We start from the raw sequence: 24557 nt of genomic DNA, 5'->3' as shown, positions 1-24557 counted from the left end.
GCGCCTGATCTGGCACGGCATTTGATTCTACGGGTCTCGGCTGAGCCCGCGTAGTGAACTTCTCCCTCGTGGCGAACCAGTCGAGAACGCCCGGCCATGTCCGGACCGGGCCAAGCGGGGATAGGACCCATGAAAATCGTTATGGCGATTATCAAGCCATTCAAGCTGGAAGAAGTCCGTGACGCCCTGACCGCCATCGGCGTTCACGGTCTCACGGTGACGGAAGTCAAGGGATATGGCCGCCAGAAGGGCCATACGGAAATCTACCGCGGCGCCGAATATGCCGTGAGCTTCCTGCCCAAGATCAAGATCGAGGTCGCTGTCGCCTCCGACCAGGTCGACAAGACCATCGACGCCATCACGTCCGCCGCGAAAACCGGCCAAATCGGCGACGGCAAGATCTTCGTCATCAACCTCGACCATGCGGTGCGCATCCGCACCGGCGAGGCCGACGCCGCGGCCCTTTGATTTCGCGCTCAACCTTTATCCAATCAGGAGTGAATACAATGACGTTTAAGCGTCCCTATGGCGCGGGACTGGCGGCTCTCGCAGTCGGCCTGTTCGCTGCGACCGCAGCCTATGCCGAGCCAACGGTCAACAAGGGAGACAACGCCTGGATGCTGACATCGACAGTGCTGGTGCTGTTGATGACGATCCCCGGCCTCGCACTGTTCTACGGCGGCCTCGTCCGTTCCAAGAACATGCTCTCGGTCCTGATGCAGGTGTTCTATACCGTCTGCGTCGTCACCGTGATCTGGGCCGTGTACGGCTACAGCCTCGCCTTCACCGGCGGTTCCGACTTCATCGGCGGCTTCTCCAAGGCCTTCATGATGGGCGTCACCACCGACTCGAAGGCGGCCACCTTCTCAGTCGACGCCAACATCTCGGAGCTCATCTACGTGTGCTTCCAGATGACCTTCGCGGCGATCACGCCCGCCCTCATCGTCGGCGCCTTCGCCGAGCGCATGAAGTTCTCGGCGATCGCACTGTTCATCCCGCTCTGGGTCACGCTGATCTACTTCCCGATCGCGCACATGGTCTGGTACTGGCCCGGCCCGGACATGATCCAGGATGCGGCCAAGGCGCTCGCTGCGGCGGGTGATGCGGCAGCCAAGACCGCGGCGCAGGCCAAGCTCGACGAGATCAACGCCGACGCCGGCTGGATCTTCAAGAAGGGCGCCATCGACTTCGCGGGCGGCACCGTGGTGCATATCAACGCCGGTATCGCGGGTCTCGTCGGCGCTCTCCTGATCGGCAAGCGCGTCGGCTACGGCAAGGAGCTGATGGCTCCGCACTCGCTGACCATGTCGATGATCGGCGCCTCGCTGCTCTGGGTCGGCTGGTTCGGCTTCAACGCCGGCTCCAACCTGGAAGCCAACGGCGGCGCTGCGCTCGCCATGACCAACTCCTTCGTCGCCACCGCTGCCGCCGCGCTGTCGTGGATGTTCGCGGAGTGGATCATCAAGGGCCATCCGTCGGTGCTCGGCGTCATCTCCGGCGCTGTCGCAGGTCTCGTGGCCGTCACGCCTGCCGCCGGCTTCTCCGGCGTCATGGGTGCGATCGTCCTCGGCCTCGTGGTCGGCGTGGTCTGCCTGTTCTTCTGCACCGTCGTGAAGAACGCGCTGGGCTATGACGACTCTCTCGACGTGTTCGGCGTGCACTGCATCGGCGGCATCGTCGGCGCACTCGGCACCGGCATCCTGGTCAACCCGGCGCTCGGTGGTGCCGGCATCATGGACTACACCGCGATCCCGCCCAAGGTTGCCGATTACGACTTCGCCACGCAGATGATCGCCCAGCTCTGGGGCGTCTGCACCACGCTGGTGTGGTCGGGCATCGGTTCGGCGATCCTCTACAAGGTCGTCGATGTGATCGTTGGCCTTCGCACCAATGTCGAGAGCGAGCGTGAAGGCCTCGACATCACCGAGCACACCGAGCGCGCCTACAATATGTAACTCTCCTCCCGGCCGCGATCTCCTCGGGGATCGCGACCAGACCTACGGTTTGGGCACATACCCGGCAATGCCCCGACCGTTGAGGGGCTCCAGCGCAAGTTGGAGCCCCTTTCTTTTGGTCGGAGGGTCGAAGAAAAACATTGCCATTGCGCACCGCCGGCGCAGAAATATCGACCTCAAGAACAACAATCGGGAGGTCGTCATGCGTTTGGAAGGCGGATGCTATTGCGGCGCAGTGCGCTACAAGGCCGAAGGTGATCCGATGATGCAGGCCCAGTGTCATTGCCGGGAATGTCAGTACATCACCGGCGGCGCGCCCAACACCTTCATCGCAATGCCGGCGGCCGGCTTCAGCTACATCACCGGACAGCCCAAGCAGTTCACGCGCAAGGACCTCGAACGCGCCGTCACGCGCGAATTCTGCGCCGAATGCGGCACCCATCTGGTGACCAAGGTTCCAGGCCTGCCGGCCGCGGTCGTAAAGGTCGGCACGCTGGACGAGCCCGGGCAGTTCCATCCGCAAATGGCGATCTACACCTGCGACAAGCAGGAGTTCCACGCGATCCCGTCGGGTCTGCCGGCATTCGAGAAGCTGCCGGGGCGCTAGGCCTCGCTGCAACCGGGATGCCTAGCATGAAGGTGCCATGCATCCCGTTGTTATCCGGCCTCATTATTCCCGCTCTGGACGGGGGCGGCGGCCGATGGTTAATCGCGTCTTAACCTCGCCCTATCTATGGTGAACTGAACCGCTTCCCGCCGGCGCCTTGGTGCGACCGGCTGTTCCAAGAGTGCTGGCGCCCAGAATGGTCATGACCGCTTCATCCCGTGCGCCGCAGGCCAGTGGAAGCTCCGACAGCGAACGCTCGCCCTTCGTCCGGCTGAACGAGCTCTTGGGCCCGCATCAACCGGGTAAGCCCTTGATTACGCTTGCAGTCGGCGAGCCCCAGCATCCCGTGCCTGACTTCGTCGGCCCGGTGCTGGCCAAGCACATCGCCGAGTTCGGCCGTTACCCGGCGAACAAGGGCACCGACCCCTTCCGCAACGCGGCGGGCGCCTGGCTGTCATCGCGCTTCAGATTGCCGCGGCCGCTCGACCCCGAGAACGAGATTCTCGTCCTCAATGGCAGCCGCGAGGGGCTGTTCCTCGCCGCGCTCGCGGCGGCGCGCTATGTCGGCCCGCGCCCCGGCAAGCCTGCCATCCTGATGCCGAACCCGTTCTATCCGGTCTATGGCGCCGGCGCTCGCGCCGCGGCCTGCGAGCCGGTCTATCTGCCGACCACCGTCGAAAACGGCTTCCTGCCCGATCTCGACGCCATCGACGAAGCGACGCTGGCGCGCACTGTGGCGTTCTATCTGGCCTCGCCCGCCAATCCGCAAGGCTCGGTCGCCAAGCCCGACTATTTCAAGCGGTTGAAGCAGCTCGCCGACCGCTACGGCTTCGTGATCCTCAGCGACGAGTGCTATTCCGAGATCTACACCCGCGAGGCACCGGGCAGCGCGCTCGAATGCGCCGGCCCCGACTTCACCCGCGTGGTTGCGTTCCAGTCGCTGTCGAAGCGCTCCAACCTGCCCGGCCTGCGCGTCGGCTTCGCCGCCGGCGACAAGAAATTCATCGGCATCTTCCTCGAGCTGCGCAACATCGCCGCGCCGCAGGTGCCGGTACCGCTCCAGCATGTCGCGACCGTTGCTTACGGCGACGAGGCGCATGTCGAGGAGAACCGCAGGCTCTACCGGATCAAGTTCGATCTCGCCGACCAGATCATCGGCAATCGTTACGGCTATCGCCGGCCCGATGCCGGCTTCTGCGTCTGGCTCAACACGTCCGCGCTCGGCGACGACGTGTCGGTGACGCTGAGACTCTTCAAGGAAGCAGGCGTGCGCGTGGTGCCCGGCAGCTATCTGGCGCGGCTCCAGCCTGACGGCTTCAATCCCGGCGCGGGCTATATTCGCCTCGCGCTGGTGCAGGATGGCGAGACCACGGCGCAAGCGCTGCACCGCCTGGTCGAGACTCTGGGTTAGGCGGGGCCCATGAGCATGTCGGCAATCGAACGTGTCATTCCACTGGTCGGCCATCTGCCGCCCTCGATCCGAGAGGGGCTGGCGCGCCGTCTGCGCGAGCTCACCGGCCTCGGCCTGATCGCGCTGGCGGGCGTCGCATCGGCGGCGCTGATGACCTGGTCGGTGCAGGATCCGAGCCTCAGCCACGCCACCTCACGGCCGATCCGCAACATCCTCGGCTATGCCGGTGCGATCGGTGCCGACCTCTCGATGCAGATCCTCGGCCTTGGCGCGATCATGCTGGTCCTGACCGTCGCCGTCTGGGGCTGGCGCATGATGACGCATCGCCCGTTCGACCGCGAAGCGCTGCGGCTCGGCTCATGGATTCTCTGCACGGTGATCGCTGCGGGCTTTGTCAGCTGCTGGCCGCATGGCGGCGCCTGGCCGCTGCCGACCGGCCTCGGCGGTGTGGTCGGCGATGCCCTGGTGCGCGCGCCCGCCGTGATCTTCGGGCCTGCGGGAACAATCTATCGCATCGTGCTGGGCACGATCCTGTTCGCCGCGATGGCCGTGACCTTCCTGATCGCCTGCGGCCTCGGCGCACGCGAGCATGACGACGAGCTCGCCGAGATCGAGGATGACGACAAACCGCTCGACGAAGACGAGGAGAGCGATCGCGGCTCGGTGTCGCTGGGCTGGCTGTTCCACGCCTTGATGAGCACCAAAGCGCGACTGATCTGGCTCTTCGGTGCCGCTTACCGCTCGCTGGTCTCGAGCGGGCCGAAGACCAAGGCCGCTCAGTTCAGCCGTCAGGAGCCCAATCTCGGCGGCGGCCGCGCCGCGCCCTCGATCTCACCGCAGTCCGAAGACGAGGACCACGAGGACGAGTACGAAGAAGAGGAGGAGGAAGAGGAAGAGGAGGAGCCCGCCGCGCGCGCGCCGCGCAAGAAGGCTGCGCCGAAGGCCTCTGCCAAGAAATCCTCCGACAAGTTCGATCTTCCGTCCGTCTCCATGCTGGCCGCACCAAAGGCCGGCGACCGCCAGCCGCTCAGCAAAGCGGAGCTGGAGACCAATTCCCGCTCCCTCGAAGGCGTGCTCCAGGATTTCGGCGTGCGCGGCGAGATCGTGAAGGCCAATCCGGGTCCCGTGGTCACGCTGTACGAGCTGGAGCCGGCGCCCGGCATCAAGTCGTCGCGCGTGATCGGGCTTGCCGACGACATCGCGCGCTCGATGAGCGCGCTGTCGGCACGCGTCGCCGTCGTGCCCGGCCGCAACGCGATCGGCATCGAATTGCCGAACGCGCATCGCGAAAAAGTTTACCTGCGCGAACTGCTGGTGGCGAAGGAGGCGACCGACACGGTGGCAAAGCTGCCGCTGTGCCTCGGCAAGACCATCGGCGGCGACCCCGTCATCATCGACCTCGCGCGCACGCCGCACATGCTGATCGCCGGTACCACCGGCTCCGGCAAATCGGTCGCCATCAACACCATGATCCTCAGCCTAGTCTACAGGTTGCGCCCCGACCAGTGCCGGCTGATCATGGTCGATCCGAAGATGCTCGAACTCTCCGTCTATGACGGAATCCCCCATCTGCTCACGCCTGTCGTGACCGATCCGAAGAAGGCGGTGGTCGCGCTGAAATGGGCCGTGCGCGAGATGGAAGAGCGCTACAAGAACATGGCCAAGCTCGGTGTGCGCAACATCGACGGCTACAACACGCGCCTGCTCGAATTGAAGGCCAAGGGCGAGGAGCCGACGCGCACGGTGCATACCGGCTTCGACAAGGAGACCGGCAAGGCGATCTACGAGGAAGAGAAGCTCTCGCTCGACCCGCTGCCCTACATCGTCATCATCGTCGACGAAATGGCCGATCTGATGATGGTCGCCGGCAAGGACATCGAAGGCGCGGTGCAGCGTCTGGCGCAGATGGCACGCGCCGCCGGCCTGCACGTGATCCTCGCCACGCAGCGGCCGTCGGTCGACGTCATCACCGGCACCATCAAAGCGAACTTCCCGACCCGCATCGCCTTCCAGGTGACGTCCAAGATCGACAGTCGCACCATTCTCGGCGAGATGGGCGCCGAGCAGCTGCTCGGCCAGGGCGACATGCTCTACATGGCCGGCGGCGGCCGCATCAGCCGCGTGCACGGACCTTTTGCCTCCGACGAGGAGGTCGAGAAGGTGGTGCGTCACCTCAAGACGCAGGGCCAGCCCGAATATCTCGAAGCGGTCACGGCTGAAGAGCCCACCGAGGACGAGGACGGCGCAGTGTTCGACGCCACAGGCATGGGTGCCGACGGCGGCGGCGATTTGTTCTCGCAGGCCGTTGCCATCGTCAAACGCGACCGCAAGGCTTCGACCAGCTACATCCAGCGCCGCCTGCAAATCGGCTATAATCGCGCTGCATCGCTGATGGAGCGCATGGAACTGGAAGGCATCGTCGGGCCCGCCAACCATGCCGGCAAGCGCGAGATTCTGGTCGAGGAAGAAGACAGCCATATGTGAGGCGAGGAGCCTCAACACATCATTTCACGCAAAATCGATATCTGCTTTTGCCCGAAATCACGCTAAAAGGCGCCCAGCCACGTTAGGACGACGCGTTGATCAGACATCCGGACATTCGATTCGCTGCCACCATCGCTGCGCGAAGCGCGCGCGTGGCCGGCGTGCTTCTCGTCACCGCCGCGATGGTGACCGCTACATCGTTCGCGCAGACCGTGCCCGTGCCGAAGCCAGCGCCGAAGGGCCGCGATGGCGGTGCGGCGGGGGGAGGGCCCGCCGTCACCGGTGCGACGCAGGCGCCGCCGAATCCGGTCATCCCGGATCCGCGCCGCAACGTACCGAGCAGTATCTTCCAGACCTTCGATGCCAACCAGAAGGCGCAGGCCGCCAAGATCAGCGCCTATCTCTCCTCGCTCCAGACCCTGGTCGGGAATTTCGTCCAGGTCGGCCCCGACGGCAGCAAGACGCAGGGCGATTTCTACATCCAGAAACCGGGCAAGGTGCGCTTCGAATATGACGCGCCGAGCCCGATCGACATCGTCGCCGATGGATCCTCGCTGGTGGTGCGTGATCGCAAGCTCGCGACCCAGGACATTTATCCGCTGTCGCAGACGCCGCTGCGTTTCCTGCTGTCCGATCGCATCGACCTGATGAAGGACACCAACGTCGTCAACGTCTCGGCCGACGACGTCTTCACCAGCGTCACCATCGAGGAGAAGCAGGCGCTGGTCGGCACCAGCCGCCTCCTCTTGATGTTCGGCGCCAAGGACGGCCAGTTGAAGCAGTGGACCGTCACCGATCCGCAGGGCTACGACACCACGATCGCGGTCTACAATCTGGATTCGAGCAAGAAGCTCGATCCGGGCATGTTCAAGATCGATTTCACCAATTACGGCCCGTCGCCGGGTTGAGCGCTCCGCTGCCGTAGGGTGGGCAAAGGCGCGGAGCGCCGTGCCCACCATCTTTCCTCCTCGCGATCGGCACGTGGGCACGCTTCCGCCTTCGCTCTTCGAGCTACGGCGGACAAGTCGCTTTGCCCACCCTACGAAAGCACGCCCAGATCCTCACATCTCGCACCCGAAAAGACGGTGGGCACGGCGCTTTGCGCCTTTGCCCACCCTACGAGAGCTTGCTAAGACGCATCCCTCATGCGTCTCTCCCTCACAACCTGGAACATCAATTCGGTGCGGCTGCGCATCGATCTGGTCGCGAAATTCCTCAAGAGCGCGCGGCCGGACGTGCTGTGCTTGCAGGAGACCAAATGCATCGACGACGCCTTTCCGCTGAAGCGCTTCAAGCGGCTCGGCTATGAGCACGTCGCGCTGAACGGACAGAAGGGCTATCACGGCGTCGCCATCGTCTCGAAGATCCCGTTCGAATCAAAGGATATCCGCACCTTCTGCGACAAGATCGATTCGCGCCACATCTCGGTATCGTTCGGCGAGAAGGCCAACATCGCAAAGCCGCTGGTACTGCATAATTTCTACGTGCCCGCCGGCGGCGACATTCCCGATCCGGCGCTGAACGAGAAGTTCGATCACAAGCTCCGCTTCCTCGACGAGATGAAGGCCTGCGAGCCGTTGCATCCGCGCGGCGAGGACCGTCACATCCTGGTCGGCGATCTCAACGTCGCCCCGCACGAGAACGACGTGTGGTCGCACAAGCAGCTGCTGAAGGTGGTGTCGCACACGCCTGTCGAAACCGAGAAGCTGAAGGCAGCGCTGGCGGCCGGCGAATGGATCGACGTCGCGCGCGAGCGCATTCCGATGTCGGAGAAGGTCTATACATGGTGGAGCTACCGCTCCGCCGACTGGACCGTCGGCGATCGCGGTCGCAGGCTCGACCATATCTGGGTCTCGCGCGCGCTGAAGGATGCCGTCAGTGATTTCAAGATCCTGCGCGACGCGCGGAGCTGGGAGCGGCCGTCGGACCATGTCCCTGTTACGGTGACGCTGGAGGTGTAGCCTCTCGGGAAGCCCGTAGCCTGGATGAAGCGCAGCGCAATCCGGGGTTCTTGCATACGGAAAGGCTGTCCCGGATTACGCTTCGCTCCGTCCGGGCTACGACAGCTCAGCTCGTCAGCTTCGCACCGGCCATCAGGATATCGCTGGCGATCTGGCTGGAGCGGACTGCGAATTCGTCGCGGAGGCGAACCGCGGCGGCGGGGTCGCTTTCGAGCACGCGCTGGAACAGGCTGCGCGCGATGCGGATGACGGAGGCGTGCTCCAGCGCAACCGCGCTCGACGGCCGCTTCATCGGCACCACCAGCGCGAGCTCGCCGATCAGGGCGCCGGGACTGGCGATCATTTCGGCACCGGCGCCATCCTCGACCCGAAAGGCACCACGCTGGACCACGAAGCCGGCATCGGCCTCATCGCCGAGATTGAACAGGACGTCGCCGCGGACGAAGTTCCGCTGCTCGGAGCCGATCGCCAGCATGCGCAACGATGCGTCTCCCAACAGGCGCAGTGTCGGGACTCGCTCGAGAAGCGCTACATCGTCGTCGATTGACATTCAGGTCCGAGGCTCAAAGGCGCGCGATCTCAAACGATTCGCGGGCCCCTGAAGCGTATCACGGCACCAGCTTGTAGCCACCGGCTTCCGTGACGAGGATTTCCGGGTTGGCGGCATCCTTCTCGATCTTCTGGCGAAGGCGGTAGATGTGGGTTTCCAGTGTGTGGGTGGTAACGCCGGAATTATAGCCCCAGACCTCCTGGAGCAGGGTCTCGCGCGAGACGGGCATCTGGCCGGCCCGGTAAAGGAAACGGAGGATGGCGGTCTCCTTCTCGGTGAGGCGCACCTTGCGCGCGTTCGCTGCGGTCAGCATCTTCGAGCCCGGGCGGAAGGAGTAAGGGCCGACCGAGAACACCGCGTCCTCGCTGGCCTCGTGCTGGCGGAGCTGGGCGCGGATGCGGGCGAGCAGCACGGCGAAGCGGAAGGGCTTTGCCACATAGTCGTTGGCGCCGGATTCCAGCCCCAAAATCGTGTCGGAATCGGTGTCGTGGCCGGTCAGCATGATGATCGGGGCCTTGAAGCCGCCCTTGCGCAGGGAGCGGACCACCTCGCGGCCGTCGGTGTCGGGCAGGCCGACATCCATCAGAACGAGATCGGGAGCATTGGCCTTTGCGGCGCTCGCGCCCTTGGCGCCGGTATCGACGGCGGACGCTTCGAATTCTTCGTGCAGCGATAATTGCTCCACCAACGTATCGCGCAGATCGGTATCGTCATCCACGATCAGGATCTTGCGGGCATTGGCCATGGGGGGTCATCCTTTTGGATCCGGCTCGGCGCGCATCCATGCCGCACCCAGCCGCGAGGGAAAGTTAGGGGTCGCCGTTGTTATTGTTGTTCGTGTTGAAGTAGTGGGCTGTTACCGATTCACAAGCCAGAACCACTCTAACCCAGAATAGCAGGGCGTTTTGATGAATGTCCTGTAATGAATTCGACATCGCATGTTCACATGAAAAACAAAGCTGCGTCAGCTAGTTACACCCAGAATCGAAGGGCCAGGCCGCTGTCCGCGATCCGCGTTAAGCCGGCTGCCGGTAATCCGCGCCGGGGCTGGCTGACGGCCGGAGCACTGACGATACCGGTGGCGCTGGGGCGAGGCGGCATTCTCGCCAACAAGCGCGAGGGCGACGGCGGCACCCCGCGCGGCAGCTTCCGTCCCAGGCGATTGTGGTGGCGGAGCGACCGGCACAGCCGCCCGCAGACGTTCTTGCCGGCCCGGATCATCACCGGCGAAGACGCCTGGTGCGAGGATCCCAAAGACCGTCATTACAACCAGGGTATCCAACTCGGCGAGGGGCAGGGCGGCGACCGGCTCAAGCGCGCCGACCACCTCTACGATTTCATCATCGAGATCGACCACAACACCAAGCCGCGGATCGCCGGCCGCGGCAGCGCGGTGTTCTTGCACCTCGCCCGCGACAATTTCGGCCCGACCGCAGGCTGCGTCTCCATGACGAAATCTGCGATGCTGCAATTGCTGCGACGGTTGGGACCAAGAACAAAAATCATCATCGGGTGAGGACGGATGCTCGACAAGGATCAGATCGCCGCCGCATCGCAAGTCCTGGTGAAGCATTGGCGCGACGGCACCAAGCTTGACGCGCTGGATGCCCGGTTGCGGCCGCAGAGCCGCGCTGATGGCTATGCCATCCAGGCTGCGCTCGAAACGCAATCGAGCGGAAAATTATTCGGCTGGAAGATCGCGGCAACGAGCGAGTCCGGACAGAAGCACATCAACGTCACGGGACCGCTGGCCGGCCGCATCATGAGCGACAGCGTAATCGCCGATGGCGGCACCGCGTCGATGAAGGGCAACGAGATGCGCGTCGGCGAGCCGGAATTCGCCTTCCGCATGGGGCGCGATCTACCGCCGCGCGCGGTGCCGTACACTGTCGACGAGGTTCTCGCCGCCGTAGACGCTTTCCATCCCGCAATCGAAATTCCCGATTCGCGCTTTACCGATTTCGCCAGCGCCGGCGAGGCGCAGCTCATCGCCGACAATGCCTGTGCGCATCTGTTCGTGCTGGGCGCGCCGACGACTGCGGATTGGCGCGCGCTGGATCTCGTCGAGGAGCGGCCACAAATCACGCTACGTGGCCAGCGCTATATTGGCCACGGCAAGAACTTGCTCGGCGATCCCCGCGCGGCCCTCGCCTGGCTCGCCAACGAGCTCCGCGGGCTCGGCATCACCCTGCGGGCAGGGGAGGTGGTCACGACAGGCACATGCCATCCGCCGCTGCCGATCCAGGCCGGCGATCATTTTGCGGTGGATTTCGGTGAGTTGGGGAAGGTGTCGGTGGGGTTTGTGTAGGCGCACACGCTCCGCTGTCATTGCGAGGAGCCCTTGCGACGAAGCAATGACGAAATCGATGACGGTTGCTGGGTGCGTTCCTCGCTAACGGCTCTCACCTGTGCCCGAAGATCGCGCTCCCCACGCGGACATGGGTGGCGCCGAGCATGATCGCGGTCGCAAAATCCGCGCTCATACCCATCGACAGGTTCTTCAATCCATTGCGAGCCGCGATCTTGGCCGTGAGAGCAAAGTGCGCCGCCGGCGTTTCGTCGACGGGCGGGATGCACATCAGGCCGGAAATCGTCAGCCCATAGGTGTCGCGGCAGCTCGCGAGGAAGGCATCGGCCTCGCCGGGCGCGACGCCGGCCTTCTGCGGCTCTTCGCCGGTGTTGATCTGGACGAAGAGCTGAGGGTGCTTGTTCTGGGATTCGATTTCCTTGGCTAACGCTTGGCAAATGCTCGGACGGTCGACCGAATGGATGGCATCGAACAGCGCGACCGCCTCTTTCGCCTTGTTGGATTGCAGCGGGCCGATCAGATGCAGCGCGATGTCGGAGTAAACAGACGTTAACGCAGGCCACTTGGCTTTGGCCTCCTGCACCCGATTCTCGCCGAATACGCGCTGTCCGGCGGCGATGACCGGGGTAATCGCATCCGCGGCGAAAGTCTTGGACACCGCGATCAGCGTCACGGAGGCGCGATCACGCTGCGCATCCTTGCAGGCGCGTGCAATTTCGGCTTCGACTGCGGCGAGCGCGTTTGGTGAATGGCCGGTTACCGGCGCGGCATTGGCTTCTGTCATGACGTCGATTGGCTGTGGTCGTAACCGAGGTAAGTCCAATTTTACCGAGTTCAAGAAAGAGTTTTTGAACCCTTCGCTTTACCTTGGCCCATGGGGTGGGTAGCGAAGATGGCAAGCGTCAGTCTCAACCGCAAACGAGCGAAACTCAAGCAGGTTCTCGGAATCCGGGCGCGGCTGGCGTTGCTCGCGGTGATTCTGGTGGCCCCCTTGATGCTCGAGCGCATCCGTTCGCTCGAAGGCACGCGCGCGCGACAGATCGCGCAGGCCTCCGCTGAATTCACCACCGTCGCAAGGCACAGCGCCGATGCGCAGCGCGAAGTGATCTCGTCGGTCGAGACCATCCTGAAATCGGAGGCCTTCATCCGGGCGTCCGCCGGCGGCATCAGCAAGAGCTGCGACGTGCTGCGCGCGAGCCTGCCGTCCAGCCTGCCCTGGATCCGCACGCTTCTGATCGCCGGCCAGGACGGTCGCATCCAGTGCGCCACCAACAACATGTATGTCGGCCTCGACCTCAGTGACCGGCCTTACTTTCTGCAGGCACAGCAAACCGGCCGCTTCGTGCTGAGCGACTTCATCCTGTCCCGGCCCGCGCCGACGCCGACCGTCATGGCGGTTTATCCGGTGTCCGCGTTCAGCGGCGTCCCGGATGCCGTCGTGCTCGCCACCGTCAATCTCGACTGGATGTCGAAGGTCATGAGCAATCTCGGCGGCCGCGCCGGCATTGCCGCAGTTCTGGTCGACAGCGCCGGCACCGTGCTGGCCGCGCCGGCCGACCAGCACAGCGCGGTCGGCCGTCCCCTCGACAACATGCCGCTGATGTCGGCGATCGCCGACAGGGCATTGCGGTCGGACCAGGACGAAGGCGCGCTGTCCTTTCTTGCGGCCGACGGCTCCCGCCGCGCGGTCAGCTACATCCGCATCGCCGGCACCAACGCGCGCCTGATCGCCAGCATCGACGAGGACAAGGTATCTGCGGCCGTGAGCCGCGACATCCGCACCGCCTATCTCCAGTTCGCCTTCGTCGTCGTGTTCGTCCTGCTTGGCGCGCTGATCGCCGCCGAGAAACTGGTGATCAAGCCGATCGAGATGCTGGCCGACATGGCCAAGCGTCTCGGCGAAGGCGATCTGTCGGCACGGGCGGCGCGCAGTCGCCTGCCCGCCGAGTTCGTGCCGCTGGCCCGCGCGTTCAATGCGATGGCTGCGCAATTGAGCCAGCGCGAGCGCGAGCTGATCGCGAGCAACGACCGCCTGACGGTGATGGCCTCGATCGACATGCTGTCCGGCCTCGCCAACCGCCGCGGCTTCCAGAGCCGGCTCGATTTCGAATGGATGCGCGCGCAGCAATATGGCAGCGAGCTCGCGCTTCTGATGATCGACGTCGATCACTTTAAGCTCTTCAACGACACCTATGGCCATCTCGAAGGCGATTCCTGCCTGACCCGGCTCGGCGAATCGCTGTCCGGCATTGCCGCCGACACGATGGGCTTTGCGGCACGCTATGGCGGCGAGGAATTCTGCCTGCTGCTGCCGAACACCGACGTGCCCCGCGCCGTCGAAATCGGCGAATTGGTGCGCGCGGCCGTGCTGAAACTCTGCCTGCCGCACATCACCTCCGCGCATATGATCGTCACCGTCTCGATCGGCGTTGCTGCGACGAAGCCAAACGAGACACTGCGCCCCGGTGATCTCATCGAAGCGGCCGACGCCGCGCTCTATGCCGCCAAGCATCGCGGCCGCAACAACGTCGTCGAGCACGGCGTGCAGGCGATCGAGACCGGCACGACTGACGTGATGATGGCAGCTAACGGCTAGAGCGTTTTCGAGCGAAGTGGATACCGGTTCGCGTGAAGAAAACGCGTCAAAACAAGAATCTAGAGCTTCGGTTCCGATACAATCAGAGCCGATAATGCTCTAGCCCGCAGCTCCCGCGCGCTCGAGCCCGATCTCGGTCACCACGCGATTGCGGCCACCGCCCTTGGCGAGATAGAGCGCGCGGTCACAGCGCTCGATGAGATCGGTGATCGCTTCGCCGGTCCTGTATTGCGCGACGCCGATCGACACGCTGATATTGGGCAGGATCTCACCGGTCGAGCGACGGGTGATCCTGCATTCGGCGATCGCGCGCCTGATGCGCTCGGCGGTCTCGGCAGAGGCGGCAAGGTCGGCATCCGGCAGCACCGCGATCAGCTCCTCGCCACCATAGCGGGCCGGCAGATCCTGCTCGCGGACCTTCTCGCGCAACACCTTGGCGATCAGGCGCAACACCTGGTCGCCGATGCCATGGCCGAAATTGTCGTTGAAGGTCTTGAAGTGGTCGATGTCGAGCAAGAGCACGCTGAGCGGCTCGCCCCATTCCGCTGTCGTCTGCGCCTTGCGCAGGAATTCGTCGAGCGCCCGCCGATTCGCCAGCCCCGTCAGCGTGTCGGTCCGGGCGCGCTGCTCGGACCTCGACAGCGAATCACGGATCACGTCGAGCTCGCGGGTCTTTTCCGCAAAGCCTGCCTCGAGCCGTGTCGCGCGGGTGGCGGCGCGGGCCAGCTCGTTCATGAGCTGGGCGACCAGCGCCTTCGGATCGACGCCGGCCTTGCCTTGGTCCGCGACCTCGCTGATCGCCTGCATCTGCGAATGGTTGTCGGCGATGGCCGTCGTCAGAAACTCCTTTGCCGCACCCATGAGAGAATGCAGCCGCTCGGAGGTGCGGACGACGATGGCACTGACCTGCGGCGCGATGTAGGTCTCGAACAGATCCTGATTGGTTCTGCTGTCGAAAGGACGGTTGTGGTCGATCAGGAGATCGATCGCGTCGCGCAGATCGTCCTGGCTGCCGGCGAGATATTGGAACCAGACGGCAAAATTGGCCGGGGTCGGCGCAATCCGCTGCTCGGCCATGCTCCGCATCGCCCGTCCGGCAATGGACGCGGCATAGTCGTAATCGGGATCGTCGAAGCTGGAATCCATCGCAAGTATTGGGGGTCCTTGGCGGCCGCAACTTCGCATCGACCCCTTAATCACACCCCAACGACGGCCTCGGTATTTTTGCGGAGCGGCTCGGCAGGTTCCCCAGATTGCGGCAACCCATTGACCCCTTGCGGACTTCTATGGCCTAGTCCGCCGTCTTTAAGCCGGCCGAACCACGAAAAGCCAACGATTCCATGACCTCCGAACGCTACAACGCCCGCGACGCCGAACCGCGCTGGCAACGCCTCTGGGACGAACAGGCGATCTTCGTCTCCCGAAACGACGATTCGCGGCCGAAATACTACGTCCTTGAGATGTTCCCCTACCCGTCCGGGCGTATCCATATCGGCCATGTCCGCAATTACACGCTCGGCGACGTGCTGGCCCGCTTCAAGCGCGCCAAGGGGTTCAACGTGCTGCATCCGATGGGCTGGGACGCCTTCGGCCTGCCGGCCGAGAACGCGGCGATCGAGCGCAAGGTCGCGCCGAAAGCCTGGACCTACGACAACATCGCCGCGATGAAGAAGCAGCTCCGCTCGATCGGGCTGTCGCTGGACTGGTCCAGAGAGATCGCGACCTGCGATCCCTCCTATTACAAGCACCAGCAGAAGATGTTTCTGGACTTCCTGCGCGAAGGGCTTGCCGAGCGCGAGAAGCGCAAGGTGAACTGGGATCCCGTCGACATGACCGTGCTCGCCAACGAGCAGGTGATCGACGGCCGCGGCTGGCGTTCCGGCGCTGTCGTCGAGCAGCGCGAGATGAACCAGTGGGTCTTCAAGATCACGAAGTACTCGCAGGAGCTGCTGTCCGCGCTGGATGGGCTCGACCGCTGGCCCGACAAGGTGCGGCTGATGCAGCGCAACTGGATCGGCCGTTCGGAAGGCCTGTTGATCCGCTTCGCGCTGGATGCGGCGACGACGCCGGCCGGCGAGAACGAGCTGAAGATTTTCACGACGCGCCCGGACACCCTGTTCGGCGCGAAGTTCATGGCGATCTCGGCGGATCATCCGTTGGCGCAGGCGGCCGCCGCCAAGAACCCTGAGCTTGCGGAGTTCATCACCGAGATCAAGAAGATCGGCACCGCGCAGGAGGTCATCGACACCGCGGAGAAGCAGGGCTTTGACACCGGCATCCGCGCGGTTCACCCGTTCGATCCCTCCTGGAAGCTGCCGGTCTATGTCGCCAATTTCGTGCTGATGGAATATGGCACCGGCGCGATCTTCGGCTGCCCGGCGCATGACCAGCGCGACCTCGACTTCGTCAACAAGTACAATCTCGGCAACACGCCGGTGGTCTGCCCCGAAGGGCAGGATCCGAAGACATTTGTCATCACCGACACCGCCTATGACGGTGACGGCCGCATCATCAATTCGCGCTTCCTCGACGGCATGACGATTGATCAAGCCAAGGAAGAGGTGGCGAAGCGGCTGGAAGGCGAGCTGCGCGGCAATGCGGCGGTCGGCGAGCGGCAGGTCAATTTCCGCCTGCGCGACTGGGGCATTTCGCGCCAGCGCTATTGGGGCTGCCCGATTCCCGTCATTCATTGCCCGAAATGCGACGTGGTGCCGGTGCCAGATGCCGATTTGCCGGTGAAGCTGCCGGAGGATGCGACCTTCGACAAGCCCGGCAACGCGCTCGATCATCACCCGACCTGGAAGCACGTCACCTGCCCGAAATGCGGCGGCAAGGCGCAGCGTGAGACCGACACCATGGACACCTTCGTGGATTCGTCCTGGTACTTTGCGCGCTTCACCGATCCCTGGAACGAGAAGGCGCCGACCACGCGGTCGGTGGTCGATCGGCTGATGCCGGTCGATTGGTATATTGGCGGTGTCGAGCATGCGATCCTGCATTTGCTCTACGCGCGCTTCTTCACCCGCGCGATGAAGGCGACCGGGCACATTGCGCTGGACGAGCCGTTCGCCGGCCAGTTCACCCAGGGCATGGTGGTGCACGAGACCTACCAGAAGGCCGACGGCACCTATGTGCAGCCGGCCGAGGTCAAGGTCGAGGTCGGCGGCAATGGTCGCCGCGCCACGCTGCTCGCGACCGGCGAAGACATCCAGATCGGCCCGATCGAGAAGATGTCGAAGTCGAAGAAGAACACGGTCGATCCCGACGACATCATCGAGACCTACGGCGCCGACGTCGCGCGCTGGTTCATGCTGTCGGACTCCCCACCCGACCGCGACGTGATCTGGAGCGACGAGCGCGTCCAGGGCGCATCGCGCTTCGTGCAGCGGCTGTGGCGGCTGGTGAACGATGCCAAGGAACTCGGCAAGGAGGCGCCGGCGGCCCGGCCGGCTTCGTTCGGGACGGATGCGACCGCCTTGCGCAAGGCCGCCCATGGCGCCCTGGACAAGGTCACGACCGGCATCGAGCGGCTGCACTTCAACGTCTGCCTCGCCCATATCCGCGAATTCGCCAATGCCCTGTCCGAGGTGCTCCAGCGCCCCGGCCAGCCCGCCCCGGACCTGGCCTGGGCGATCCGGGAGGCCGGCCAGATCCTGGTCCAGCTGTTCTCCCCGATGATGCCGCATCTGGCCGAGGAGTGCTGGCAGGCTTTGGGCCAGAGCGGGCTGGTTTCAGAGGCCAATTGGCCCCAAATCGAACGCGATTTGCTGGTTGAAGACAGCGTGACCCTGGTGGTCCAGGTCAACGGCAAGAAGCGGGGTGAGGTCACAGTTGCAACAGTGGCCCAGAATCCGGAAATCGAGGCTGCCGTTTTGGCCCTCGATGCGGTAAAGCTGGCCCTGGACGGCAAGCCCGTCCGCAAGGTGATCATCGTCCCCAAGAGGATCGTGAATGTTGTCGGCTAGGATCCGCATCGCAGCCCGCTTGCTGGCGGTCGCCGCCCTGGCGGCGCTGACGGCCGGCTGCTTCCAGCCGATGTATGCCGAGCGTAACGACGGCACTCCCGGCCTGCGCGAGAAGCTGATGGGGGTCGAGCTGCCGCCGATCGCCAAGCCGAACGCCTCGCGCGAAGCGCGCGTTGGCGTCGAGGTCCGCAATGCTCTGGCCTTCAAGCTCTACGGCACCGCGACGGGCATGCCGCCGACGCACCGCCTGGAGATCCGCTTCACATCTACCCGCTCCTCGCTGATCGTCAGCGCCGCGACCGGACTGCCGACCAGCGAGAATTACGGCATCGACGCCCAGTACAATCTGATCGAGGTCGTCACCGGCAAATCGGTGATGACCGGCACCACCTTCTCGCGTGTGTCCTACGACATGCCCGGCTCCTACCAGCGCTTCGCGCGCAACCGGGCCTATCGCGACGCCGAGGATCGTGCCGCCAACGAGATCGCCGAGAACATCACGACCCGGCTCGCCTCGTTCTTCACTGCGGGCACCTGATTCATTCCTGTCATTCCGGGGCTCGCGAAGCGAGAACCCGGAATCTCGGTTCCCAACCTCTGGTTTCTCTGGTGCGCAATTGCGCACCGTAGTTAGCGCTACGCGCGCTCCGGAATGACGATCTAGGCCATGGTCGCGCTGCGCGGAAAAGAGATCGACGCCTTCCTCGCCCGCCCCGATGCGGGCCGCCCGATCATCCTGCTCTACGGTCCTGACGCGGGCCTCGTGCGCGAGCGCGCCGATGCGCTGATCGCATCCGCCGTCGACGATCCCAACGATCCATTCTCACTGGTCAAGCTCGATGGCGACGAGTTCTCCGCCGAGCCGTCCCGCCTCGTCGACGAGGCCATGACCGTGCCGCTGTTCGGCGGCCGCCGCGCCATCCGCATCCGCGCCGGCTCGCGCAGCTTTGCCAGCGGCATCGACACCCTGGCCGAGATGAGCGTGAAAGATTGCCGCATCGTGATCGAGGCCGGCGAGCTGCGCCCGGAATCGCCGCTGCGCAAAGCCTGTGAGCGCGCCAAGACGGCGGTCGCGATCGGCTGCTACCCCGACACCGAGCGCGACCTCGCCAAGCTGATGGCGGACGAGCTCCGCATCGCCAATTTGCGTATCGCGCAGGATGCCCGCGCGGCGCTGATGTCGTTCCTCGGCGGCGACCGTCAGGCCTCGCGCAACGAGCTGCGCAAGCTCACGCTCTATGCCCATGGCAAAGGCGAGATCACGCTGGACGACGTGATGTCCGTGGTCGCCGATGCCTCCGAGCTGAAGCTCGATCCCATCGTCGACGGCACCTTCGCCGGCCGGCCCGACATCGTCGAGACCGAATTCGCCAAGGCCATGATCGCCGGCACCTATCCCGGCGTGATCATCTCCGCCGCACAGCGTCAGGCCGCATGGCTGCACAAATCGGCGCTCGCGATTGCCGACGGCACGCCGGCCTCAGCCGTGCTCGACGGCGGCTTTCCACGGCTGCACTTCTCGCGAAAGCCCGCGGTCGAAACGGCGCTGCGCAATTTCAGCCCGGCCCGGCTTGCCCTCATCATCGAGCAGCTCGCGACAGCCGCGCTGGAGACCCGCAAGCAATCCACCCTTGCCGCCGCCATCGCTCAGCGCACGCTGATGGCGATCGCCGCGAATGCGAAGCGGCGGGGGTGAGCGCGGCTCTCACCACGTCATTGCGAGCGCAGCTCTCTCAGCACCGTCATTGCGAGGAGCACTTGCGACGAAGCAATCCAGAATCCTTCCGCGGAAAGATTCTGGATTGCTTCGCTTCGCTCGCAATGACGTGATTGATGTAGACGCGCGCCACACACGCAACTGTCGTCCTGGCGAAAGCCAGGACCCATTGCCACCGCGAGTAATTTGGTGGGCGGTATTGGCCTTGATATCCTATCGATAGATCACGCGGTATGGGTCCCGGCCTGCGCCGGGGCGACAGCGAGGGCGATTAAATCCCGCCCTTCGCCAGCCGCTTCATCACCTCGTCGAGCTGATCGAGGTTGCGGTAGTTGATCTGCACGGAGCCGCCGGGATCGCGGTGATTGACCGTGACCTTGAGCCCGAGTGCGTCGCTGACGCGCTTTTCGAGATCGATCGTATCAGGGTCCTTTTCCTTCGTCCCAGTGCGCGCCTTCTGCGGCTTGCGCTCGGGCACGCCCTCCTCGTGCGCGAGCGCCTCGGCCTGGCGGACGTTGAGGCCTTCCTCGACGATGCGCTTGGCGGCTGCGAGCGGATCGGGCACGCCGATCAGCGCGCGGGCATGGCCAGCCGTCAGCTCGCCGGTTGCGATCAAGGCCTGCACCTCGGCCGGCAGCTTCGTCAGCCGCATCATGTTGGCGACATGGCTGCGGCTCTTGCCGACGACTCTTGCGATGTCGTCCTGGCTGCGTTTGAACTCATTGGCGAGCGCGTGATAGCCCTGCGCCTCTTCCATCGGGTTGAGGTCTTCGCGCTGCACGTTCTCGACGATCGCGAACTCCAGCGCATCGCTATCGCTGATGTCGACCGGCACGATCGGCACCTCGTGCAGACCGGCCATTTGCGAAGCGCGCCAGCGCCGTTCGCCGGCGATGATCTCGTAGCGGTCCTGTGCGCCCTTCACCGGACGCACCACGATCGGCTGGATCACGCCGTGCTGCTTGATCGAGTCGGAGAGCTCCTTGAGCTCGGCCTCCGAGAAGGTACGGCGCGGGTTGCGCGGATTGGCCTTGATGAATTCGATCGGCACCTTGCGCTGCGCGCGCGGACGATCGACATGCTGAGCCTCGCCGCCGACATCACCGATCAGACTCGCAAGACCTCGGCCCAGTCGCGAACGCGCTTCGTCGGCCATCGCCAGCTCCCTTGGATTCACGGTGCAGCACTCCAGAACTGAATTTCAGACTCTCGATCGTAGGGTGGGCAAAGGCGTCTTCGCGCCGTGCCCACCATCTTTCAATCGAATGGTTTTGGTGGGCACGCTTCGCTTTGCCCACCCTACGGCAGCGTCAATGCGTCATGCGCAGCTCGCGCTCGCGCTGGATCACTTCGGTGGCGAGCCGCAAGTAAGCTTCGCTGCCGACGCATTTGAGATCGTAGACCAGCACCGGCTTGCCGTAGGACGGCGCTTCCGAGATGCGCACGTTGCGCGGGATCATGGTCTTGTAGACTTTCTCGCCCATGAACTGGCGGACGTCGGCAACGACCTGGTTCGAGAGGTTGTTGCGCGAGTCGAACATGGTCAGCACGATGCCGTGGATCGACAGGTTCGGGTTGAGCGTCGAGCGCACCTGCTCGACCGTTTGCAGCAATTGCGACAGACCTTCCAGCGCGAAGAACTCGCATTGCAGCGGCACCAGGATCGCATCGGAGGCTGCCATCGCGTTCACCGTGAGCAAGTTCAGCGAGGGCGGGCAGTCGATCAGCACATAGGTGTAGTCGGCGTCCGGCGAGACGTTGTTGTTGAGCGCGCCGATGGCATCGCGCAGCTTGAAGGCGCGGCCGGGCGTGGTGCCGAGCTCGAGCTCGAGGCCTGAGAGATCCATGGTCGAGGGTGCGATGTGCAGCCGGGGCACCGCGGTCGAGACCACCGCCTCGCGCAAGGCGGCTTCGCCGACCAGCACGTCATACGTGGAGCAGGAACGGTTGCGACGATCGATGCCGAGGCCGGTCGAGGCGTTGCCCTGCGGGTCGAGATCGACGATCAGGACACGTTCGCCGATCGCCGCGAGCGCCGTGCCGAGGTTGATCGCTGTGGTTGTTTTTCCCACGCCGCCCTTCTGATTCGCCAGCGCCAGGATGCGCGGGTGGCCATGCGGTACCTCGTTGGTCTCTTGGGCGTCCTGTTCTTGCTGCGGCTCGTCAATCACGCTCATCGCAAATTCCCCCACTCAGGCCCCTGAACGCCTCACCCGCGCCGTTCGACGGACGTCAGTTCCACGATCCACCCGTCACCGGTGCGGCTTGGATGGAGCTGAGTCCGAATATTCCAATATTTAGCGGCTTCGGTCAATTCAGCCTCTACATCTTGACCCTTGAGGAACAACGCCTTTGCGCCCTGGCGCATCAGCGGCTCCGCAAAGCCGATAAGTTGATGTAGCGGAGCCAACGCGCGCGCGGTGACGCAATCGACGGGGCCGGTGATTCTATCCACATTATCCCCGATCTCAGCGAGATGTACGAGCCCCGGAGATGTGGTGACGCGAATCGCCTCGCGCAGGAATGCGGCCTTCTTGGCGATTCGCTCGACGAGATGGACGCGGGCATCCGGCGTCCCGGCCATGGCGCAGGCGAGCACGACGCCCGGGAAGCCACCGCCGCTGCCAAGATCGGCCCAGCGTTTTGCCGCCGGCGCGAGATCCACCAGCTGAAGCGAGTCGGCTATGTGCCGGGTCCAAAGATGGGGCAGCGTCGAGGGCGCCACCAGGTTGGTCTTGGCCTGCCACTCCCGGAGCAAGGCGATGTAGCGATCGAGCCGGCCTTCCGTTTCATGTGAAACGGGCGCGAGCTTGAGTGCCGCGATCTTGTCGGCAGCGATGACCGCGTCCAGCGATTGATCGGTGGCGCTGACCTTATCGGCCTTCAGCTTGGTCGGCCCCGGCTCGGATCGACGACGACCTGCACCCTCGCCTGCAATGGATTTTCCTGATGACGATCTGCCGCCTCCCGGCCCGCGCTGTTTCACGTGAAACGCCTATGCGATCGCCTTTGAGGTCTTCCGGGCCTCGCGCCGCAGATAGGCAGCGAGAATGCCGAGCGCCGCCGGCGTCATCCCGTCGATCCGGCCGGCCTGGCCGACCGTGAATGGTCGGGCCTTTTCCAGCTTGGCCCGCACCTCGTTGGAGAGACCGGGGACCTGCTGGTAGTCGACCTCAGTCAACACCATCCCCTCGTCGCGCCGGAAGGCGTCGACATCGGCGCTCTGGCGCTCCAGGTAGACGTCGTATTTGGCGTCGATCTCGAGGTGGGTGGCGATGGTATGATCGATCGCGGACAGCTCCGGCCAGATCGCGCGGACCTGGCTCCAGCCAATATCTGGATACGCCATCAGCTCGAAGGCGGACCGACGCTGGCCATCGCGGTTCAGGGACAGTCCGTGCTTGATCGCCTCGTTCGGGGTGATCGCGAGCGACTTCGAGAGCGTCCGGGCTGCGTTCAGGGCATCCATCTTGGCGCGATGGTGCTGCGTGCGGACACTGCCGACACATCCCAAGGCGATGCCCTTCTCGGTCAGACGCTGATCCGCGTTGTCGGCCCGCAGCGTAAGCCGGTATTCGGCCCGGGAGGTGAACATCCGATAGGGCTCGCTAATCCCGCGGGTGACGAGGTCATCGATCATCACACCGAGATAGCCATCCGCCCGGTCGAACACGGTCAGCGCGGCCCCGCTCGCCGAGAGCGCGGCGTTCAACCCGGCCACGATGCCCTGCCCGGCGGCCTCTTCGTATCCGGTGGTGCCGTTGATCTGCCCGGCCAGGAACAGACCGCGCAGACGCTTGGTCTGGAGGGTCGGATCGAGTTCCCGGGGATCGATGTGGTCGTATTCGATGGCATAGCCCGGACGGACCATCTTCACCCGCTCCAGGCCCGGAATGCTGGCGAGGATCGCGAGCTGGACCTCTTCTGGGAGCGAGGTCGAGATGCCGTTGGGATAGACGGTCGTGTCGTCGAGCCCTTCAGGCTCCAGGAAGATCTGATGGCCATCACGGTCGCCGAAGCGGACGATCTTGTCCTCGATCGACGGACAATAGCGCGGACCGGAGCTCTTGATCTGACCGGAATACATCGGGGAGCGATGGACATTGGCGCGGATCACCTCATGGGTCGCCGAGGTGGTCCGGGTGATCCCGCACTGGATCTGCGGGGTTGTAATCCGCTCCGTCATCACCGAGAACGGCTCCGGTGGTTCGTCGCCGGGCTGCATTTCGACCACCGACCAGTCGATCGTGGTGCCGTCCAGACGGGGTGGAGTCCCCGTCTTCAGCCGTCCGAGAGTAAAGCCGGCGCGCTCAAAGGAGCCGGAAAGCCCCATCGCCGGTGCCTCGCCCACACGACCGGCGGGCCAATTCCTCTCACCGAGATGGATCAGACCGCGCAGGAAGGTGCCGGTGGTGACGACAATCGCCCCTGCCCGAAGCTGCCGGCCGTCGGCCAAGCGCAGAGCGGTGACCCGGTCTTCCACTACGATCAGCTCGTCAGCCTCCCCCTCGATGACGGAAAGACCCTCGGTTTCCCGGATCGCGGCCTGCATCGCGGCCGCATAGAGCTTCCGGTCGGCCTGAGCGCGAGGACCACGGACAGCCGGACCCTTGCGGCGATTGAGGACTCGAAATTGGATGCCGCCGGCATCGCCGACCCGGCCCATCAGACCATCGAGAGCATCGACTTCGCGGACCAGATGGCCTTTGCCGAGACCGCCAATGGCCGGGTTGCAGGACATGGCTCCGACGGTGGCGAAACGGTGCGTCACCAGAGCGGTCGCTGCACCCATCCGAGCAGCAGCAGCCGCGGCTTCACAGCCGGCGTGACCACCACCGATGACGATGACGTCGAAACTCTCTCGCTCTGTTCGCATGAGCGGACTTCTAGCTCAGAGGCGAAGAAGCCGGAAGCGGAAAACTGGGTGAGGCGGATGTTTCACGTGAAACGGTAGGCGGAGGGCGAAAGCGATTTCGTGAAAACAACCCCATGCACAGTAGAAA

Annotated in this window: 21 protein-coding genes; 13 read left to right on the top strand and 8 right to left on the bottom strand. The window is 64.4% G+C overall.

The window, feature by feature from the left end; genetic code table 11:
* The first annotated feature begins 129 nt into the window (after positions 1–129).
* The 7 genes from BLV07_RS08775 (at position 130) to xth (ending at position 8418) form a co-directional block, all read left to right on the top strand.
* Entirely contained in the window at positions 130–468 is a 339-nt protein-coding gene (locus BLV07_RS08775) for a P-II family nitrogen regulator (RefSeq protein ID WP_008142813.1), read from the top strand.
* Between the two features lie 38 nt (positions 469–506).
* On the top strand, positions 507–1955 hold the full coding sequence (locus tag BLV07_RS08770; protein WP_091882666.1) for an ammonium transporter: 1449 nt from the start codon (positions 507–509) through the stop codon (positions 1953–1955).
* A 202-nt stretch (positions 1956–2157) separates the two neighbouring features.
* Positions 2158–2562 (top strand): GFA family protein, encoded by a 405-nt coding sequence (locus BLV07_RS08765; RefSeq protein WP_091883051.1) that lies wholly within the window; start codon positions 2158–2160, stop codon positions 2560–2562.
* 196 nt (positions 2563–2758) lie between these two features.
* Positions 2759–3973: an aminotransferase class I/II-fold pyridoxal phosphate-dependent enzyme gene (locus BLV07_RS08760; RefSeq protein ID WP_176945422.1), complete on the top strand. Its 1215-nt coding sequence runs from the start codon at positions 2759–2761 to the stop codon at positions 3971–3973.
* 9 nt (positions 3974–3982) lie between these two features.
* The gene (locus tag BLV07_RS08755) at positions 3983–6457 is read left to right on the top strand and encodes a DNA translocase FtsK (RefSeq protein ID WP_091882663.1); all 2475 of its coding nucleotides are present in this window, start codon (positions 3983–3985) and stop codon (positions 6455–6457) included.
* Positions 6458–6609: 152 nt separating this feature from the next.
* Positions 6610–7365 carry an outer membrane lipoprotein carrier protein LolA gene (locus BLV07_RS08750; protein ID WP_091882660.1) on the top strand — a complete coding sequence of 252 codons (756 nt, stop codon included), beginning with the start codon at positions 6610–6612 and terminating at the stop codon, positions 7363–7365.
* 237 nt (positions 7366–7602) lie between these two features.
* Positions 7603–8418, top strand: a complete 816-nt coding sequence (gene xth / locus BLV07_RS08745; protein ID WP_091882657.1) for an exodeoxyribonuclease III — start codon at positions 7603–7605, stop codon at positions 8416–8418.
* Positions 8419–8524: 106 nt separating this feature from the next.
* Here the strand turns inward: xth and BLV07_RS08740 are convergent, their stop codons facing one another.
* Together BLV07_RS08740 and BLV07_RS08735 are read right to left on the bottom strand one after the other, a co-directional pair.
* A complete protein-coding gene (locus tag BLV07_RS08740; RefSeq protein ID WP_091882654.1) occupies positions 8525–8968 on the bottom strand; it encodes a cyclic nucleotide-binding domain-containing protein in 444 nt (147 codons plus the stop codon).
* 58 nt (positions 8969–9026) lie between these two features.
* Positions 9027–9713, bottom strand: a complete 687-nt coding sequence (locus BLV07_RS08735; protein WP_007598630.1) for a response regulator transcription factor — start codon at positions 9711–9713, stop codon at positions 9027–9029.
* Between the two features lie 201 nt (positions 9714–9914).
* Between BLV07_RS08735 and BLV07_RS08730 the strand changes: the two genes are divergently transcribed.
* Together BLV07_RS08730 and BLV07_RS08725 are read left to right on the top strand one after the other, a co-directional pair.
* The gene (locus BLV07_RS08730) at positions 9915–10484 is read left to right on the top strand and encodes a L,D-transpeptidase family protein (protein WP_176945421.1); all 570 of its coding nucleotides are present in this window, start codon (positions 9915–9917) and stop codon (positions 10482–10484) included.
* A 6-nt stretch (positions 10485–10490) separates the two neighbouring features.
* Positions 10491–11276 carry a 2-keto-4-pentenoate hydratase gene (locus BLV07_RS08725; RefSeq protein ID WP_091882648.1) on the top strand — a complete coding sequence of 262 codons (786 nt, stop codon included), beginning with the start codon at positions 10491–10493 and terminating at the stop codon, positions 11274–11276.
* Positions 11277–11370: 94 nt separating this feature from the next.
* On the opposite strand, the gene BLV07_RS08720 is transcribed toward BLV07_RS08725, so the two are convergent.
* Positions 11371–12060, bottom strand: a complete 690-nt coding sequence (locus BLV07_RS08720; protein ID WP_091882644.1) for a YggS family pyridoxal phosphate-dependent enzyme — start codon at positions 12058–12060, stop codon at positions 11371–11373.
* Between the two features lie 108 nt (positions 12061–12168).
* Between BLV07_RS08720 and BLV07_RS08715 the strand changes: the two genes are divergently transcribed.
* Positions 12169–13872, top strand: coding sequence for a diguanylate cyclase domain-containing protein (locus BLV07_RS08715; RefSeq protein WP_176945420.1), 1704 nt, complete (start codon positions 12169–12171; stop codon positions 13870–13872).
* 99 nt (positions 13873–13971) lie between these two features.
* On the opposite strand, the gene BLV07_RS08710 is transcribed toward BLV07_RS08715, so the two are convergent.
* Positions 13972–15018 (bottom strand): GGDEF domain-containing protein, encoded by a 1047-nt coding sequence (locus tag BLV07_RS08710; protein ID WP_176945419.1) that lies wholly within the window; start codon positions 15016–15018, stop codon positions 13972–13974.
* A 194-nt stretch (positions 15019–15212) separates the two neighbouring features.
* Between BLV07_RS08710 and leuS the strand changes: the two genes are divergently transcribed.
* From leuS to holA, 3 genes are all read left to right on the top strand, one after another.
* Positions 15213–17837, top strand: coding sequence for a leucine--tRNA ligase (leuS, locus tag BLV07_RS08705; protein WP_091882638.1), 2625 nt, complete (start codon positions 15213–15215; stop codon positions 17835–17837).
* Entirely contained in the window at positions 17824–18375 is a 552-nt protein-coding gene (gene lptE / locus BLV07_RS08700) for an LPS assembly lipoprotein LptE (RefSeq protein ID WP_091882635.1), read from the top strand. The genes leuS and lptE overlap by 14 nt, the downstream gene beginning before the upstream one ends.
* Positions 18376–18504: 129 nt before the next feature.
* Positions 18505–19533 (top strand): DNA polymerase III subunit delta, encoded by a 1029-nt coding sequence (gene holA, locus BLV07_RS08695; RefSeq protein ID WP_091882632.1) that lies wholly within the window; start codon positions 18505–18507, stop codon positions 19531–19533.
* A gap of 292 nt (positions 19534–19825) precedes the next feature.
* On the opposite strand, the gene BLV07_RS08690 is transcribed toward holA, so the two are convergent.
* The 4 genes from BLV07_RS08690 to mnmG all read right to left on the bottom strand — a co-directional run bounded on the left by BLV07_RS08690 (position 19826) and on the right by mnmG (position 24430).
* A complete protein-coding gene (locus BLV07_RS08690) occupies positions 19826–20710 on the bottom strand; it encodes a ParB/RepB/Spo0J family partition protein (protein ID WP_176945418.1) in 885 nt (294 codons plus the stop codon).
* A 154-nt stretch (positions 20711–20864) separates the two neighbouring features.
* Positions 20865–21731: a ParA family protein gene (locus tag BLV07_RS08685; protein ID WP_091882627.1), complete on the bottom strand. Its 867-nt coding sequence runs from the start codon at positions 21729–21731 to the stop codon at positions 20865–20867.
* A 32-nt stretch (positions 21732–21763) separates the two neighbouring features.
* Entirely contained in the window at positions 21764–22405 is a 642-nt protein-coding gene (gene rsmG, locus BLV07_RS08680) for a 16S rRNA (guanine(527)-N(7))-methyltransferase RsmG (RefSeq protein ID WP_244551023.1), read from the bottom strand.
* A 144-nt stretch (positions 22406–22549) separates the two neighbouring features.
* Positions 22550–24430, bottom strand: a complete 1881-nt coding sequence (gene mnmG / locus BLV07_RS08675; RefSeq protein ID WP_091882620.1) for a tRNA uridine-5-carboxymethylaminomethyl(34) synthesis enzyme MnmG — start codon at positions 24428–24430, stop codon at positions 22550–22552.
* Between the last annotated feature and the right edge of the window lie 127 nt (positions 24431–24557).

The organism is Bradyrhizobium sp. Rc2d (assembly GCF_900099855.1).
In the GTDB taxonomy this organism is placed as follows: domain Bacteria; phylum Pseudomonadota; class Alphaproteobacteria; order Rhizobiales; family Xanthobacteraceae; genus Bradyrhizobium.
The sequence above is the reverse complement of the archived record's forward strand: the minus strand, read 5'-3'. Positions and strand labels throughout refer to the sequence as shown.